Genomic DNA, 17,409 nt, shown 5'->3' with positions numbered 1-17,409 from the left:
CATCTGCAGGGTATAGTGCAGATGTCGTATCTGATAAGGGGGAGGGGTTTTCCCCTTTTTTTATGGAATTTATTTCTCTGAATAAAAAGAAGAGCTACTACCTTGTAACAGGCTACGGGGTAGCTGTATCTTCATTCGAAGAAGATGTACTGATTGAAAATGATTGTGCTGTATCTTTGATAAAAATGATCTCGCAGAATAAATATAGCTACCCTATGCTGGTACAGGAAGCATCCAGTCAGTTTTCTGCTCAAAATATTATGAGCTGCTTAACAAAACTATTATCAGCAAAGCTAATACAAATAGCTTCAGATGATGACCTGAAAAGCTATAACCTGGATAATGAAACTGATATATCTTTTTCTTACTTTGATACATTATTATCCGGCCATGTAAAATCTGTCGCATGCTATAGTGAAAATATTTTATTATATTTCTCTGAATCTGATACTATCTGCATCGACTGTTTCCGCAGACGAGTACTTGCACATCGGCCTATACTTAATATTGTCCACAGTAACAAGTCAAGATGTATAAGCAAAGCTCAGGGATCAATAAGCCAGTCAGAAATAACAAACCTGAAAGAAAGCATTAAAACTTCAAAAAAAGGTCTATTATACATCTTCAATCTTGAAAAGTCAGAGCAGGAATTGTATCAACCAGCCTCTTTTTTTGGATGTGAAAAATGCCAGCCTGATTTTACCAAAGCAGATATATTTAAAAAAATAGAATCTGAAAAAATCTATCCTGAATATGGTTATCGTGCCGTACCTTTAAGTAAAACTATTGAAAGGCTAATGACACTGGTTAATCCTTATGCGGGAATAATACCTAAAGTTCTGCCATATAAAAAATTAGATAGCGACCTGGTCCATAATTACTCCTCTGGAAGAAACCTCGCCTTTTCAGGAGGAGACCGGTTCTGGTTAAAGAACTATTTGCGTTCTTCTAATGGCGGAAAAGGCAAAAGTAAAGAGCAAGCAATAACAGGAGCTTTAGCAGAGGCTGTAGAGAGGTACTCAATGGTTCATCAAGGACAGATGTACCACTATAAAGGCAGTCTTGAAAATTCAGACATCAGGTGTATTCGTCCCGATCAATGTTTACTATTTAGCGAAAGCCAGTATAAAAAAGGAAATGGGCAAGATATTTCAGGTATTGCTTTCCATCAGCTTATACCAGCAGCTTTTAATGATAAATCAGAGTATTGCTGGCATGAAGTATACTCTTTGACACATAGAGAAATATGTCTTGCGCCAGGACAAGTTGTATATGCAAGATATCAATATGAATCAGATGCATATCCATACGCTTATCCAGACTCAAATGGTTGTTCTGCTGGCAACAGTTACTCTGAAGCAGTTATTCAAGGTACTTTAGAGCTTATTGAGCGAGATGCAGCTGCAATCTGGTGGTATAATATGCTTATCAGGCCTCGCGTAAATTTAAGTCTGCTAAACAATGATTACATCAATAAGATAGTAAATTATTATACTGAACAAGAGCGAGCCATTTATACAATAGATATTACGACAGACATCGGAATACCTGTATTTGTTTCCGTTTCTTATAATTTAAGCACAGGCAAAGAAATATTATATGGCTTTGGCGCTCATATTGATTATAAAACAGCCATAGAGAGAAGTATTATAGAGCTTAACCAGTTACTCCCAATCGTCAGCACTGCACGCTCAAAGACAAGTGATCAGAAGTTCTATGAATGGTTGGATAATGAAAGCATTGACAAGCATGCCTATTTATTCGGGGTCGAAGACCAGCAAATTAACGCAGAAAAAATATATAGCGATGTTTTGCAGAATAGTGAGGATAATATAGTTCAATACATTGTCGAATCTCTGAAATTATGTGGCGTTGAATTGATAGCCTGTGATTTGACTCCTCAGGACATAAAATTTCCTGTAGTCAAGATGATCGCGCCAGGCCTGAGGCATTTCTGGAGAAGAACTGCGCCAGGGCGACTTTATGATGTTCCCGTCAAACTTAACTGGAAAAAGTCCAGACTTTTAGAGAATGAACTGAATCCTTTTAGTATTACAATTTAATAACTTTATAAAAAAATTTGAGATTTATACATTTTTTTCTACGGTCACAGGTCTGGTAGGAAATAAGCACTCATGTTGATCTGCTTATAAAATAAGCTTTGCCTGCACTCTTTATACTGGCATCCATAGAAATGAGAAACAGTCTCATTTTTATGGATGATTTCTGAATAGTTGTAATGATATTGTTATCCACTCAGTGTTTTCATAACCCCATGTAATTGCAGAGTCAGTGGTGTATACCATGTTAGATTATGTAATATAGAGTAATATCATTACCTCTTTTGCCTGCCTAGACTTTTCCCGTGGTTGCGAACTATCTCATGTCTGCTTTGGCTAGTTTGCCGGGGACCGGGGTATCAACATATAAAACATATAAAAATTTGTCTGGAGCACTTTCAGTTTTGAAAAGAGCTTATCCAGGCCTGCACGTGAAAGAGAACTCTGATATGGAAAATAGTCTGCTATGCCATGATAGGGTAGTAAGTCTGAGCAGATGCGCAGATAAAAATGATGCCGATCTTCTTCCGAATACCGGCTATCGGAAAGAATCTTCTGAGGCTGCTTGCCTGAATATGATGCGCTGCTTGAGCACGACATTGTCTCCTGAATCGGTGCTGGTTCAGTTTGAACTGGAAATGAAAAGGCATTTCCCCATCTGTAATGTAAGCTTTCGCAATAGTAAGCATATACTTACAAATCAGCGAGGAGTACCGGGCATATTCAGCATGGAGATTGAATTAATAGACGATGAGCATATTTATGGCTGCCTGATGCTGGAATTTGAATGGGTTTTATCTCCGGTTAAAAAACGCCTGGTGAATCAACTTACTCAGATGCTTACTTTTCCTCTTAAAAATGCTGTTGCATTCCAGGAGATGAAACAATTGGCACTGACAGATAGTCTGACCGGGTTACCCAATCGAAATAGTTTTGAAAACGCCTTTCAGCAGCTGATGGCAAGATATCAAAGCAAAGGTATAGGCAAAAGATTTTCTTTGTTGATACTGGACCTGGATGATTTCAAGCGAATTAATGACAAACACGGTCATCAGACTGGTGATTTGGTGTTGAGCTGCTTTGCGGATGTGTTACGCAGTTGTTGTAATAAAACCGCAGAGGCATTTCGTTTTGGTGGTGATGAGTTTACAGTTTTAGTGCATGCAGAAGGAGAAGATCTGCCTCACCTTTTGTCTTCCAGAATAAGATTAGCTGTGGCTAACAATAGCTCCCTTGTCCAGTATGGCATTAACTGTAGTATCGGTTATAGCAGTTACCAGCCTGGAGATAGCCTGTACTCTCTATTTGAAAGGGCGGACAATGCGTTACTGCAAATCAGAGAAGGCAGATAACAGAATCCGGATTAGCTGTAAAAGCAGGTAATCCAGATGGTAAGCGTGTAAAATATCGCTCAAATGAACTTTTTACGCGCCTGTTCTGAGTTATGATAAATGGCAGGATAAGAATAAATTAAATGCTTTCGTAATTGTTCGTAATTCATTAGCAATTGCATATTTAATACGATTTCGCTGTCAACAAGTTTTCAGATGGATTGATTATGGGTAAATTAATTAATAAAGCAACGGATGAGCAAGTCACCTTACTCATCCAGCATATATTTGGTCGTCATCCGAGTTCATCACATACGGTGTTGATTAATGCGGATGCTTCTCGTATGCATGCAACCATTTTCTGGGATGGCGAAGAATGGTTGCTGCAAGATTCCAGTAGTAACGGGACCTTTGTGAATGGTCAGCTGGTTCTGAAAGGCAGCAAACATCGATTACATAAAGGTGATCTGATTTGTTTTGGCAATATTCATGGTGATAACTGGTGTCTGGATGATATCAGTCCACCAAAAAGTTTACTGGTGCCTGTAACACCAGGACTTAAGACGATTGAACTGGAAAGTCTGGCTGTGCTGCCTGATGAAGAGAATCCGGAAGTAACTCTTTATATGTCGCCGAATGGTCATTGGGTATGTGAAAGCTCAGTTGGTATCTCTGTTCTTAAATCAGGCGACCTGGTTGGAACGAATGAGCAGACATGGCGTTTTATTGAAGCTCGTGCGACAGAAGAAACCCAGCATCTGGAAGCCATAGAGCTACCTAGCTCACATCCTTTAGGCATTTTCTTTGATGTCAGTCAGAATGAAGAACATGTTTCGATGAAATTCCGGATGGGAGATGCAGAGTATGATTTGGGACAACGCAATCACCACTACCTGCTATTGCTGCTGGCCCGTAAACGTCTTGAAGACAAAACAGCAGGTGTATCAGAAGCAGAACAGGGCTGGATTGACAAGGAAGATCTGAGTCGTATGCTGGGTCAAAGCGAAAATCATATCAATATTCAGGTTTATCGCTTCAGAAAACAGCTGGTCAGTGTATTACCTAAAGCTATGGCGTTACCCCAACCTATTGAACGAAGAACCCGTGAAATGCGATTCGCTTACTGCGATATTGAGATTATCGGAGGGTCCCGCATCACTGTGAATAGTGAAGATCAGGCAAAAGCGTGATTGACTATGCAGAGGATTATGCCTGAACAAAGTGTCTCGATAGTCATAAGTCTTTAACGGATGAATACGGTTCTTTAATTAAGCACCTGCACAAAAAAGTTTCCGATATTTATGCCCTTGCCTCCCAGGCGCTGGCCGTAGAGGAAATAAGTATTTACGTTGAAGTACTTACACAAAGACATTGCTCAGGCATTTTACCGGACTAACTTCTGATTTATTTACATCTAAAAACCATAATATATCAAGTAAAATAAAAGTCGGCTTTCCGACTTTTATTTTACTTAATATCGTATAGTTGCACATATTTATTGCCAGGTTTTGTTTACCTGAACACAAAATTTTAATGCTGTCCTGTCCAGAGAGAGAATAAAGGCAGCTTTTCAAGTAAATTTCTTTATCTGTTTTGCCACTTGTCGTGCTTCTGAGTTGTGCCGATATTCTGGCATCTGGTTCTCCATCATGAGGCTGTGAATGAACGCAGAAGTTCCTGTAAAAAAAATCATCTTTTTTTTCTGTATTAGTTTCTTCAGTGCCATTGCCAGAGGTGACTCATCTGTACTATGGGTAACAGAAGAGTGGAAGGGGTTTACGGATTTTGATGGATCAGGCATTTATAATACGGTTGTCCGTATGGCATTTGCTCAACAGGGCCTTGATGTACAGCAGGAATATATGCCATTTGCAAGAAGTTTGTATTTGATTGATACCAGAAGAGCAGATTTTGCAGGTGGTGTGTCGGCTGGTGTTGCTATACGAAAAGGCTATCTTCGTTCTGATTACCCCATTGCGACAACCAGAATTCAGGCTTTGTTTCACCGTGAAAAATTGCCAGACTGGAAAGGAATTGATTCACTCAAGTCCGGGATCGTGGTAGCAAGTTCTTATCAGCCAGAACAAATTGGCCTGAATAGTGAAAGTAATCTGGTGGAAATTGTTGATAGCCGGGAGCAGGCTCTTAATATGCTGTTATCCGGACGTGTCAGCTACTTTATCGACGATGAGAAGGTTCTGAATACAACACTTCAATCCAGACCTGATGTCTATAATGATTATGTTGTCAGAAATGTGGGTTATAGCCAGTACTTTATGGTGTCCCCGCCGGGGAAGAGGGGGTTAAAAATTATGTCTGCATACAATCGGGGAATTATTAAATTACATCAGAGTGGAGATTTAAAACCAATATATGACAGATACCATATGAGGTATCCGTTAAATGGATTGAGATAATTACTTTTGTCACAACCTCCGCCATAGAAAAATATATTTTTTCTGTAACAGAATGTTTTCTGTTCAGAGATGGAGAAAATAACAGGAAACAGGCAGACTCTGAATCATAACCTCACTGCCTTTTAATATGTATTTGAGCCTCTGCTGAATCAGGATAGGATAAGCAATGGGATGGAAAGATCTGCTGCACCGGAAAAGTCTTGCCAGCTCACTCTTCCGGCATGTTTTCGGGTTTTATTTCCTGATTACTCTGGTCGTTACGATTGTGCAACTGAGCTTTGAATATCAAAGAGCAAAAGAAGATGTAAAGAGAGACGTTGCTTCTGTCAGTGAAACGTTCAGACCCGGCCTGGAACGGGCGCTCTGGTCCTATAACATTCCTTTATTGCAATCTATTACTCATGGCATTATGCAGGTGAGCACTGTTGTGGGCATCCAGATTGTGGACGATTCCGGTAATATCGTTCGTGAAGAAGGTATCACAACCTATCGTGCTCCCGATAAAGGCACTGATGCTTCAGATGTTTCAGAGCGGAGAATCACTTCCCATACGACTCCTCTGTCCGATTACTTAGTTTCCGATAATAATGCCCTTGATGGTAAGTGGGGATATGCTGATGGAGGGACGAGTCGTCTCATCTCTGATACTTTCTGGTATAGCTTTCCTGTTTCTTATCTGTCACCGGGAGACAGTCGTCTGGTTCCTCTCGGGTCAGTCATTATCTATTCCAGTGATGCTGTGGTTTTTGAGCGGGTTCAGTATGGCTTTTTTCTTATCCTGGTTAACTCCATTATTAAAACCGCTGCTCTATGGCTGGTATTTTTATATTTCATTCGCAAAATTCTGGAAAGACCGCTCTCTCGCCTGACAGAGGAAGTTGAACATGTACGACTTGATACGTCAGAAAGCCAGACTCTGACCGTATGTGAGCATGCTGATAATGAACTCAGAACTCTGGAGCAGGCTTTCAACCGTATGGTAAAGAGAGATCGTTCCTTATTGAATGATCTCAGAAGAAAAGAGTTAGAACTCAGAGAAAAAGAGATCAGTGAAGCGGCTCAAAAAGCCAAGACTCAGTTTGTCGCTGCTATGAGTCATGAAATACGCACACCAATGAACGCCATTATTGGTTTAACGGGACTGGCTTTAAGGACAGAACTGACAGAAAGACAGCAGGATTACTTGCAAAAAATTGATCAATCGGCCAGTGCATTGCTCAGAATTATTAATGATGTACTTGATTTCTCAAAAATGGAATCCGGGCATATGACGATTGAGCATACATCATTCGATATGAATGAAGTACTGGATAATATTGCGGTACTGGTATCCGGTAGCTGTGATGAGAAAGGACTGGAATTTGTCTTCAGTGTATCTACGGAAGTGCCCGTCAGCCTTATTGGAGATCCTTTGCGCCTGGGACAGATACTGCTGAATCTGTGTTCTAACGCTGTCAAATTTACTGAAACAGGCCATGTCTTAGCCGGAGTTGAGCAGATTGAACGTAGTGAAGAAGATCAGATTATTCTGCTTCGTTTCTACGTAGAAGATACCGGTATAGGGATGTCATCAGAGCAAAGAGCCAGATTGTTTCAGCCATTTTCTCAAGCGGATGATTCTATTACACGCCGTTACGGTGGGACCGGATTGGGGCTGGTTATCTGCAAACACCTGGTTGACCTGATGGGAGGGGATATTGAGGTCAGCAGTGCTCCGGGAGCGGGAAGCATCTTCAGCTTTACGTTGCCATTCGGTTTGCCTGACGAAATTGAGAACCAGAATGTACTCTCAAATAATGAACTGGATGCGATGAAAGTTCTTCTGGTTGATGATCACAATACGACCCGTAACATTTTACGCAACCACTTAGCGGCTGCCGGTGCTATCGTTGATATTGCAAGAGATGGCTATGAAGCAATAGAAAAAGTGGGATACTCCATGAATGCTGATCCTTATGAACTGGTTCTGATGGATTGGAAAATGCCAGGCCTGGATGGTATCACTACTGCGGCACGCATTCGGGATACGTATCCAGACTGGGCTCGCCCTGCTATTTTTATTGTAACGGCATATGGTCGTGAAGAAGTCAGAGAAAAAGCGTTACAATCAGGAATTGATGGCTTTCTTATTAAGCCGGTTACACCTTCGGTACTAATTAATACCATTCTATCAGTCACTCAGCAAACGTCTCCCGGTATGCTGTCTGTCAAACCAGCAAAAGAAACCGATCTGTCCAGTCTCGAATACGAAGCCAGCTTGTACTCTGAGCTGGGACATAACAGAGACCCGGCTCAAGCTGGAAGCATTTTATCTTCTAACGAAGAACGTGTTTCAGGTAGCAATAATGCGGTGCCACCTGCAGCCGTAGAAAGCAGAAAACCCTCACCGCGTCCTGATTATAATACCTGGACTTCTGGCACTCGCCAGTCTGTCATTCAGACAGATCCGGGAGCTGAATTTTTACCGGGGCTCAGAGTATTACTGGCGGAAGACAATCCGGTTAATCGACAGATTGTTTGCGAACTGCTTCAGGCTCAGGGAGCGACGGTTATTGAAGCCATCAATGGCCAGGAAGCCGTGGAGGCTATTAACCTGTGCTCGGACTCCGGCAAAGACGACTGCCAGTTTGATATTTTACTACTGGATTTACAGATGCCTGTTATGGACGGTTATACCGCTATTCGTAATATCAGAGCCTCAGGTCACTATGGGCAGAATATTCCCGTTATTGCGATGACAGCTCATGTACTTGATGGGGAAAAAGAGCGGTGTTTACAAGAGGGGATGAACGGTCATGTCGGTAAACCGATAGAACCGGCAATATTATACCGGACAATGGCTGATTGCCTGGGACTCAAGCGGCAATCAGATGCAGATCAGAAGGATTCAGCGGTGAAAAAAATGGAAGATAGGCCAGATCTGACACAAGGCGGAAGTAGAAAACAAGTACCATCAGCTTTACCTGAAAGTATGCCAGGCCTGACGTTATCTGAAGGGCTGGACCGGGTGGCAAATAACTCTGATGTTTACCTGAAAGTGTTAATGACTTTTTATAGCCACCATAAAACATTTGCTGAAAAGGCTGAAGAGGCAATACAGAACAAGGACGCAGGGCAACTGCGTTATCTGCTGCATAGTTTGAAAGGCGGGGCTGGGAACATTGGTGCTGCTGATCTGTATAAGAAAGCAGATGAAAGCGAGCAGTATCTGAATCATGGAGATATAGCGGCGTACAAAGCATTATCTGATTCGTTGAATTCAGCGTTAACTCAGGTTCTGAGTTCTATTTCTGAACTATCCGATATGTATCCACCACCATCTGGTAATATTGAAAATGAAGCACTCCCGCCTGAATCGGCATATATTTTGCTAGATGAACTGGAGATTGTACTGGAATCTGATATTACTGCCAGTCGGGAACTGGCAGGAAAATTAGAAGCCGCTATACCTCAGAATGCTCTGGTCTTTGCACTTAAAAAGGCTATTGTGGAATATGATGCTGAGCAGGCACAAGTTGTATTGAATCAGCTCCGAAAGAAATGCTCAGAATCCCATAGGGATGTTATCTGATGACTCTGAATGAAAAAAAACCACGTATTCTCATAGTAGATGATGCCCCGGAGAATATTGATATTCTGGTATCTTTACTTGAACAGGATTATCAGGTTGCTGCTACTCGCTATGGAGCTCAGGCTCTGAGAATGGCGAGAAAAATTAAACCTGATCTGATTCTGCTGGATGTTGTTATGCCGGATGTCAGTGGTTATACCGTCTGTAAGCATCTGAAAAGTGAAGAAGAGACATCAGGTATTCCGGTGATTTTTGTCTCTGCTCTCAGCAGCCCTCTGGATGAAACCAGGGCATTTCGTCTTGGAGCAGTAGACTATATTACTAAGCCTTTTAACGCCAGAGTTGTAAAAGCACGGGTTAATACCCACGTTGAGCTGAAACGAAAAACAGATATCCTGGAACAGCTGGTTGCTCAGGATCCGTTGACCCGTGTAGCAAACAGAAAGAAACTGGATGAAGTGCTGGAAAAAGAGTGGAGCCAGTCGCTGGCAATAGAAAAGCCTCTTTCCCTGATTATGCTGGATGTCGATCATTTTAAAGAATATAACGATAATTATGGTCATACGGCAGGCGATAAGTGTCTGACCGCAGTCGCTTCAGGTATTAGTGATGCTCTGACTCGCCCTGGTGATTTTGTTGCCAGATATGGCGGAGATGAATTTGTTGTTGTGTTATTTGACAGTGATGCTCAGAACACGGTGTCTGTTATCCGTCGGATTCTGAGAAATGTGGAATACCTCTGTCTTGAGCATATGCATTCCACTGTTGCAGAGCAGGTTACTCTCAGTATTGGAGCTGCCACCCTGGTTCATCAGGATGCCGTAGATAAAAATGTTGAGACTGATCTGGATTCGTCAGTATTAATGAAAGCGGCTGATGAGATGCTGTATAAAGTGAAGAAAGAAGGACGTAATGGCTTCTGCCGGTGCGTAGTGCCAGTACTCAGAGAATCCATTAAACAACAGATTGCGTCTGGCTCGGCATAAAGAACCCATAGCAGGAACTTATATATAAAAATACCGCTGACATTCAAAGGAAAGTCAGCGGTATTTTTTGGCTGGCAGAATACAGTATATTCTTTTTCATCAATAAAACAGGCCTTTGCCAGGGGGAAGCAAAGACCTGAAGAGAGTATTTCTGGCTATCAAGCCATAATTGACGGATCAGATGACTCCGCGGCGCTCCTGATCTCGCTCAATGGACTCAAACAAAGCCTGGAAATTACCTTCTCCGAAACCCAGATTCTCTTTACGCTGAATCAGTTCGATGAAAATAGGGCCAAACAGGTTTTTAGTGAAAATTTGCAATAAGTACCCCTGCTCATCACCATCGACCAGCACCTGATGATCCTTGATTCGAGCCGGGTCTTCAGTCACTCCCGGTACGCGCTCAAAGACTGATTCATAGTAATCATCATGAATATCAAGAGTATCAATTACTGAGCGGTCCAGTTTATCCAGAGACTCCAGCAAATCATCGCTACGGAAAGCGATATGCTGAACACCCGGACCATTGTACTCATTCAGATATTCATCAATCTGATTATTATTGTCGTCTTTACCTTCATTGATAGGGATGCAGAAGCTACCATCCGGAGAACGCAGGGCATAAGACAGTAACGCTGTTTTCTGACCCTTAATATCAAAATAGCGCACTTCCTCAAAGCCAAATACGTCTTTATAGAAGTCGGCCCATTTCTGCATCGTACCCTTATAAACATTATTAGTCAGATGGTCGATCTCGATAAAGCCCAGATCCGGAACGATATTTTTCTCTTCCAGATCGATAAAATCTTTATCGTAGATGCTTCCCTTCTCACCAAAATGGTCAATCAGATAAATCAGACTGTCACCAATGCCGTAAATAGCAGGATAAGGCAGATCTGTATCTTCCGGAGCCGCAGCTGTTGCCCCACGACGTACTGCTTCTGCCTGAGCCTCTTCTGCATTATCAACGCGCCAGCCCATAGAGCAGATCGCCGGTCCGTGAGATTTAGCAAACTCAGCTGAGAAGCCTTTCTTCTCTCTGTTCAATAAGAAATGAATATCACGCTGATTATAGTAGAGAATATCTTTATCAGCATGACGCTTGAGCTTTGAAAAGCCGAATGCACCGAAAACATCATGCATGAAATCCGTATCCGGGCTGGCAAACTCGGTAAACTCAATGCCACGCAGGCCTAATGGATTCTGACTCATAACAAGCTCCTCTGTTCTTTTTATTTAAGCTTAGCAAAGCCACTCAGCGGGCTTTAAAACTGCACTTATTACTTATGTCTTAACTGACTATCTGTATCTGATGATTCAGATCAATGTGCTATTAAAGTTAAGATCTTTAATGATCAAAAAAAAGCGGAATAAAGTGATTAACATGATCAATATTTTAGATAGAGATTATGATTAGACTGATACAATATGAGATTCAGCTGTGCAATAAGCACTGACACGTAAAAGATAAGTGACAGGAGAAACAGATGGCCATTGATCTTGAAAGCTTGCGGGTACTGTCAGCTGTCGTTGCTGAGGGTAGTTTTGCAAAAGCGGCTGAAAAGCTGAATAAAACTCAGTCTGCTGTCAGTTATCAGATTCAGAAACTGGAACAGCGATTAGGGACTGATTTATTTGATCGTTCAGCTTACCGGGCAGAGCTGACTCCTGTTGGTGAACGTATTCTGGCAGAGGGTGAACGTTTACTCCATCAGGCCCGGCATGTATCTGCTCTGGTAGACCAGTTTTCAGCAGGCTGGGAGCCACGACTGGAATTAGTCGTTGATGGCATGATGCCCGGAGAAGAGATGCTTGGGGTGTTAAAAGAGATGGTTGAGCTGAATATTCCAACCCATATCCAGTTAAGAGTTGAATATCTGGGAGGTGTACAGCAGCGTTTTGAGCAGGATAATGCAGAGTTAATGCTGGCACTGGAATATGAACCTGATAACCAGCTGCTGGTCCATGCCCTGCACCCGGTTGAAACCGTTCTTGTGGTATCGGCAGAACATGAACTGGCGGACATGCGTAATATCACTCTGGACACGCTACAGCAGCATGTAGAACTGACGGTCCATGATTCCAGCTATAACAAGGCTTATGGTGGCTGGCAAACTTTTGGTGGCGAAAGAGTTTTTTATCTGAGTGATTTCAGGGCTAAACTGGAAGCCATCGCTATAGGCCTGGGTTATGGCTGGATGCCACTGGATAAAATATGCCAGCAATTGAACGGGGGACAACTGAAGGAACTGGATTATCAGGGAGGTTCCCGTCATTTATATACGCCGGTTCTGGTTCGCAGAAGGGACCGGCCTCTGGGACGCGCCGGTCAGTGGTTATCCGATCAGTTATTAGAGCGTTTTGGCTGACGCTCCAGAAACCTGGGGTGACTGTAAATACTCTGATAAACAAAATCCCGAAACCATTTATGCAGGGGATCATGGTGCATTCTTGCATGCCAGAACATAGCAATTTCAAAATCAGGTAAGGAAAAAGGCACCTCCAGAATGGCAAACTTTTCCGGATCAACATAGCGACGAATAAAATTAGCTGGCAGCAGAATCATAAAATCAGTACGGGCAATAATTTCCAGAGCAGCAAAAAAGTGAGGCACTCTGACAGCGACATTACGGGTTAATCCCTGCCGGGCAAGAACAGTATCGATTTCACTGTTGCCACTACCTGTCGGGCTGATCATAACGTGGTTCAGCTGCAGATAATCATCCAGTGTCAGTACTCTGTCACAAGGATGACCCAGTCTGACCAGAGCCAGAAAATGATCATGTGCGACAACTCGCTGATAGATATCAGCAGGAGGTTCTGCGGCACCGCCAATAATTAGATCAACTTTATTTTCTTCCAGTTCAGTCAGCAGATTTGAACGCCAGTCTACTGCTGTCAGCGTAATCCCGGGAGCGGCATCATTCAACAGTGGAACCAGACGAGGCAGGATACTGTGGCTGCCATAATCTGTCGTTGCTATACGTATGTTGCCTTTATGGGTTGAAGCGCTGAATGCTTCTGGCAATAACAATTCACTGATGTTTTCCAGTATCTGATTCAACTGTGGCTGAATGCGTTCAGCCTTCGTGGTCAGAGCCAGATGTTTACCAGACTTAACCAGCAAAGGGTCATCAAACATTGTTCTGAGTCGAGCCAGAGTCCGGCTGACAGCTGACTGAGTCAGATTGAGTTTATCTGCAGTATGCGTAACATGTTTTTCATCCAGCAGAACTTTCAGTGTCACCAGAGCATTCAGGTCAGATTGTTTCAGATGGGTGATATCCATACGTCTCTCTTTTCAGACATAAAGAGCCTGAAGTTTAAGAATGACTCTGAGTCATAGGGTTAATTTATATAATGAATTTAACTTATGGTTAAAAATTAAGCAAAATACAGGAACTGCAACAAGTGGAGAGAGATATGTCTCAGCAAAAAACGGCTCAGCCATTTGATAATGCGCTTTTTCAGAAGACTTTTGAGGTTCGCTGGTCTGACTGCGATGCGAATAAGCATATGCGTCACAGTGCTTATGCTGATTTTTGTGCCCATGCCCGCGTCGGGTTTATGCAGCAAATTGGTATGGACCAGAAGTGGCTGGAAGAACAAGGACTGGGTCCGGTGCTGTTTAAAGAAGAAACAGAGTACTTCCGCGAGCTTTTCATGGGGGAAGAGGTGATTGTCACTGTTGAGCCTGGTGATCCTACCGGATCTGAAAAATCGATTCAGGTAGTTAATCGTATTTACCGCCAGAATGGCGACCTGGCAGCAACACACCGTGCCGTTTTCGGCTGGTTTGACAGTAAAGAGCGGAGAGTCGTAACACTTCCTGAAAAAATTCGTCAGGTCTGTTTACTGGATTTTGAACAGCCCCGGACTGTAATCCGTTAAATATCATGTTTATTGCAGGAACCTGTTCAGTTTCTGGTCCACAGATCGCCAATGCGTTCTGTTAAGACAGCAACCCCGGCAATTGTTGTTGTTTACCCTGCTCGGTTTTCGAACAGGGTTTTTTTATGCCGTTTGATTGATCATAATACACAGAACCGATTGATAAAAAATGGCAGTTACACAGTTTTATCTACCGTTTCTTACTCAGAGTTATGAATAGTCCCCAAACGGCCTCTGAACCAATACAACAGAGTAGTCCTTAATCTTCTGATGGGATTGTCTTATCAGAGACTTCAGACTTGGGGAGCCTCAATATAAAGCGGGTTCCTTTGCCAGGCTGACTCTGTAATTCAATCGTTCCTTTATGTTCTTCCATAATACCGTAAGCAATTGCCAGCCCTAGCCCTGTTCCCTTACCTGGTTCCTTCGTCGTAAAAAAAGGATCAAAAATTTTTTTCTGCAAGGATGGTTTAATGCCACAACCATTATCCGTGATAGAAACAAATACCATATTCTCTTGTACACCGGTACGTATCAGAATTTTGCCATCGTCACCTACGGCATGACCTGCATTAATAATCAGATTCAGTAATACCTGCCTGATCTGACCAATATCACATAAAACGTCAGGGATTGATTCCAGTTTGGTGATAACTTCTGCACTGTATTTCACAGCCACTTTCAGAGTCTGTTCTATTGCAGCGTTCAAATTCGCAGGTTTAAACGTTTTATCCTGATCCACATGAGAAAACTCTTTAAGACCTGCCACAATATCTTTAATCCTTTCTGTACCTTCCTGCGTATCAGCCAGTAAGCTGGCAGTATCTTCCCTGATAAACCTAATATCCTGTTGCGTTAACCAGATTTCCAGTTCCTGTAGCAAAGCCTCTTTAGCAGACAGATCCTCTGCCTGTTGTATCTTTTCCAGACGATCCACAGCACCATCATAAACATCAATATATTGCACCAGCGTACTCACATTACTCATGACAAAACCAACCGGATTATTAATTTCATGGGCAACGCCAGCAGCCAGAGTACCTATAGATGCCATTTTTTCTGATTGCACCAGATGTGTCTGAGTTTGTTTAAGCTCGGCATTGGTTTGTTTTAATTGCTGAAGATTCAGGCTTAACTGCCTTGTTCTGTCATGCACTTTTTCTTCAAGTGAATGATTAAGTCTGTGCAGCTCCTGTTCATATTGATCTCTGTGGTCAGACGCCTGTTTTAACCGATCTGACATCTTATTGAAGGCTTTCGCAACATCAGCAATCTCATCATTGCCGGACACTTTCACTTCAACTCCGGTTTTACCTTTTGAAATCTCATTGACGGCCTGATGAAGCTTGCCCAGCTGGCTGGTAAGATACGATCCCAGAATGAAGGAAAACAATGCAACCAGTACCATCTCACCCATAGCAATAACTGCACTCCATTGCCAGGCCTGGTCAATCTGTCTGTTCAAACCGGCAGTATCCAGCCCAAGCTGAACGATCCCATACAATTCCCCTCCTTCACGGATACTGGCCTGAATATCAAATACACCATCTTCCACAAGGGAGACATCTTTATCTTCTGAGAAAATTCTCTCCAGATACGCCTGTTCACCCGCCTGAGCAAACATATCGCCTTCAGCAGAAAGAATTCTGACATAAAGAATATCCGGGCTCTGTATCAATTCAGAAGTAAAAGATTCCAGTGACGCCAGATCAAAAGACAACACAGCATCTTTGGTTGTCGAAGCAAACAGGGTGGCAGTAGTAGAAGCCCGTTTATAGAGACCGTCATAGTTAGTCGATCTCAGATAATCCATCGTGAGACCTATCAATACAGCCAGTAACAAAGCTTCAATCAGAGCAACCCCAAGAATAGTTTTCAGCTTTAATGACATACAATTCCGTCTGTAATTGCTGTATGCAGAGAGATCATCAGAACTCCCATACCATCATATATCAGGCAGACAACAGGTAACGTCAGGCTCATACAGGTTACTCCCGGATATGAAAACAGATAAGTCATTGCAGCATGTGATCCAGCAAGCGAATATCCAGCTCACGAACGTCATTCCATTCATCATCACTTGCCGCTTCAAGCCCTTTAAAGTTCAGCATTTTCAGTAATGCCAGACCGGCAGGATCTTCATTCATCTTCAACATGGCTTTTATCAGGACTTGTCGGGTTTGTTGAGGCACATCAGGATGAGTGGCTATTGCGTGGGAGGTATAACCAGGTGTTGTCCACAGCACTTTTAACTGCTCTCTGACAGCAGGGTCTGTATTGTTAAACGTTCTCATGACCCCGCCTCCGGCGGGGAAAAAGCCTCGGGCTACATTCAGATAAACAGAATCATGGGATGAGACATATTCAGGTGTAATCTCGATACCTTCCTGAGCCATTTTTGCCCTGGGTAAGACACTGGCGGCAAAGGCGGCTGGTGAAGGGAACGCCAGTTTAGCGCCTTTCAACTGCCTTAGCTCCGTCAAAGGGCTGTCTTTTTTCACAACTAAAATGCCTTTGATCTTTTTATCTTTTTGTTTAGCGATAGCATTGTAGCCTGGCTTCTGGCTGAAAACGGTGTAGTGATAAGGGTTCATGTAAGCAATATCATATTCCCCTGCCAGTAGCCTTTTCTCAAACTCAGGGATATTTTTTGCGGTAGCGAATTGAATTTTAAGCCCGGAAGTATCACTCAGATACCTCAGCACCGGCGACCAGAGAGCAGCCATTTTTTTAGCTGACTGCTGAGGTACAATGCCAAATGTCAACGTTTGAGCAAAGAGATTAAATGACAGTAAAACAGAAAGAAAAAGCCCGACCCTTAGCAACATAACCATCTCCCGGAGATCAGCCTGATTGAAAACAAATATTAGCTACAAATATAGAAGACTGAGTTGAAATATTCATTTTTATTAATAAGTAACTGAACAACATTTTGCTATAAAAGCTTGCCTTATTGTCCTGCCAACAACGGATAATATCCGCAATATATCTGCTCAGGCATTGATGTAATATAGACTCGGACGGTATTAAAATACGGATCACTCCTGTCATTTAATTCTTCTTAACAATTGTTAATGCGTTAACACTGAACTCTGATTAAAGTCGTACTAACATTCCGGCAGACGTGATTCTCGCCTGATAAACGCATTTTAA

Annotated in this window: 12 protein-coding genes; 8 read left to right on the top strand and 4 right to left on the bottom strand. The window is 42.6% G+C overall.

Annotated elements, in window-relative coordinates:
• The first annotated feature begins 62 nt into the window (after positions 1 to 62).
• The 6 genes from H4O21_RS07110 to H4O21_RS07085 all read left to right on the top strand — a co-directional run bounded on the left by H4O21_RS07110 (position 63) and on the right by H4O21_RS07085 (position 10,365).
• The gene (locus H4O21_RS07110) at positions 63 to 2,063 is read left to right on the top strand and encodes a YcaO-like family protein (RefSeq protein ID WP_182808142.1); all 2,001 of its coding nucleotides are present in this window, start codon (positions 63 to 65) and stop codon (positions 2,061 to 2,063) included.
• Positions 2,064 to 2,491: 428 nt separating this feature from the next.
• Positions 2,492 to 3,412, top strand: a complete 921-nt coding sequence (locus H4O21_RS26155; RefSeq protein WP_182808141.1) for a GGDEF domain-containing protein — start codon at positions 2,492 to 2,494, stop codon at positions 3,410 to 3,412.
• A 206-nt stretch (positions 3,413 to 3,618) separates the two neighbouring features.
• Positions 3,619 to 4,581 carry an FHA domain-containing protein gene (locus H4O21_RS07100; RefSeq protein ID WP_182808140.1) on the top strand — a complete coding sequence of 321 codons (963 nt, stop codon included), beginning with the start codon at positions 3,619 to 3,621 and terminating at the stop codon, positions 4,579 to 4,581.
• Between the two features lie 471 nt (positions 4,582 to 5,052).
• A complete protein-coding gene (locus H4O21_RS07095; RefSeq protein WP_182808139.1) occupies positions 5,053 to 5,808 on the top strand; it encodes a substrate-binding periplasmic protein in 756 nt (251 codons plus the stop codon).
• 166 nt (positions 5,809 to 5,974) lie between these two features.
• Complete coding sequence (locus tag H4O21_RS07090) at positions 5,975 to 9,379, top strand: response regulator (RefSeq protein WP_182808138.1); 3,405 nt, start codon at positions 5,975 to 5,977, stop codon at positions 9,377 to 9,379.
• The gene (locus H4O21_RS07085) at positions 9,379 to 10,365 is read left to right on the top strand and encodes a diguanylate cyclase (RefSeq protein WP_182808137.1); all 987 of its coding nucleotides are present in this window, start codon (positions 9,379 to 9,381) and stop codon (positions 10,363 to 10,365) included. The genes H4O21_RS07090 and H4O21_RS07085 overlap by 1 nt, the downstream gene beginning before the upstream one ends.
• Before the next feature lie 177 nt (positions 10,366 to 10,542).
• On the opposite strand, the gene hppD is transcribed toward H4O21_RS07085, so the two are convergent.
• Positions 10,543 to 11,577: a 4-hydroxyphenylpyruvate dioxygenase gene (gene hppD / locus H4O21_RS07080; protein ID WP_182808136.1), complete on the bottom strand. Its 1,035-nt coding sequence runs from the start codon at positions 11,575 to 11,577 to the stop codon at positions 10,543 to 10,545.
• Positions 11,578 to 11,852: 275 nt separating this feature from the next.
• Between hppD and H4O21_RS07075 the strand changes: the two genes are divergently transcribed.
• Positions 11,853 to 12,734 (top strand): LysR family transcriptional regulator, encoded by an 882-nt coding sequence (locus tag H4O21_RS07075; protein ID WP_182808135.1) that lies wholly within the window; start codon positions 11,853 to 11,855, stop codon positions 12,732 to 12,734.
• Here the strand turns inward: H4O21_RS07075 and H4O21_RS07070 are convergent.
• Positions 12,710 to 13,654: a LysR family transcriptional regulator gene (locus tag H4O21_RS07070; protein ID WP_182808134.1), complete on the bottom strand. Its 945-nt coding sequence runs from the start codon at positions 13,652 to 13,654 to the stop codon at positions 12,710 to 12,712. The two genes, H4O21_RS07075 and H4O21_RS07070, sit on opposite strands and share 25 nt — an antisense overlap.
• A 134-nt stretch (positions 13,655 to 13,788) precedes the next feature.
• Here H4O21_RS07070 and H4O21_RS07065 point away from each other — a divergent pair, with 134 nt between their 5' ends.
• Positions 13,789 to 14,256: an acyl-CoA thioesterase gene (locus tag H4O21_RS07065; RefSeq protein ID WP_182808133.1), complete on the top strand. Its 468-nt coding sequence runs from the start codon at positions 13,789 to 13,791 to the stop codon at positions 14,254 to 14,256.
• A 259-nt stretch (positions 14,257 to 14,515) separates the two neighbouring features.
• Here the strand turns inward: H4O21_RS07065 and H4O21_RS07060 are convergent, their stop codons facing one another.
• Both H4O21_RS07060 and H4O21_RS07055 read right to left on the bottom strand, forming a co-directional pair.
• A complete protein-coding gene (locus tag H4O21_RS07060; protein WP_182808132.1) occupies positions 14,516 to 16,147 on the bottom strand; it encodes a sensor histidine kinase in 1,632 nt (543 codons plus the stop codon).
• Between the two features lie 124 nt (positions 16,148 to 16,271).
• A complete protein-coding gene (locus H4O21_RS07055; RefSeq protein ID WP_182808131.1) occupies positions 16,272 to 17,084 on the bottom strand; it encodes a phosphate/phosphite/phosphonate ABC transporter substrate-binding protein in 813 nt (270 codons plus the stop codon).
• Positions 17,085 to 17,409 lie beyond the last annotated feature (325 nt).

The organism is Oceanospirillum sediminis, assembly GCF_014164585.1.
Classification (GTDB): Bacteria; Pseudomonadota; Gammaproteobacteria; order Pseudomonadales; family Halomonadaceae; genus Oceanospirillum; species Oceanospirillum sediminis.
Note: the sequence above shows the minus strand (reverse complement) of the source record. Positions and strands in the feature narration are given on the sequence as shown.

Bases quoted from the DNA above. Each gene is read 5' to 3' on its own strand.
- H4O21_RS07110 (WP_182808142.1), top strand. From the start codon at position 63: ATGGAATTTATTTCTCTGAATAAAAAGAAGAGCTACTACCTTGTAACA.
- H4O21_RS07100 (WP_182808140.1), top strand. From the start codon at position 3,619: ATGGGTAAATTAATTAATAAAGCAACGGATGAGCAAGTCACCTTACTC.
- H4O21_RS07095 (WP_182808139.1), top strand. From the start codon at position 5,053: ATGAACGCAGAAGTTCCTGTAAAAAAAATCATCTTTTTTTTCTGTATT.
- H4O21_RS07090 (WP_182808138.1), top strand. From the start codon at position 5,975: ATGGGATGGAAAGATCTGCTGCACCGGAAAAGTCTTGCCAGCTCACTC.
- H4O21_RS07085 (WP_182808137.1), top strand. From the start codon at position 9,379: ATGACTCTGAATGAAAAAAAACCACGTATTCTCATAGTAGATGATGCC.
- hppD (WP_182808136.1), bottom strand. From the start codon at position 11,577: ATGAGTCAGAATCCATTAGGCCTGCGTGGCATTGAGTTTACCGAGTTT.
- H4O21_RS07075 (WP_182808135.1), top strand. From the start codon at position 11,853: ATGGCCATTGATCTTGAAAGCTTGCGGGTACTGTCAGCTGTCGTTGCT.
- H4O21_RS07070 (WP_182808134.1), bottom strand. From the start codon at position 13,654: ATGGATATCACCCATCTGAAACAATCTGACCTGAATGCTCTGGTGACA.
- H4O21_RS07065 (WP_182808133.1), top strand. From the start codon at position 13,789: ATGTCTCAGCAAAAAACGGCTCAGCCATTTGATAATGCGCTTTTTCAG.
- H4O21_RS07060 (WP_182808132.1), bottom strand. From the start codon at position 16,147: ATGTCATTAAAGCTGAAAACTATTCTTGGGGTTGCTCTGATTGAAGCT.
- H4O21_RS07055 (WP_182808131.1), bottom strand. From the start codon at position 17,084: ATGTTGCTAAGGGTCGGGCTTTTTCTTTCTGTTTTACTGTCATTTAAT.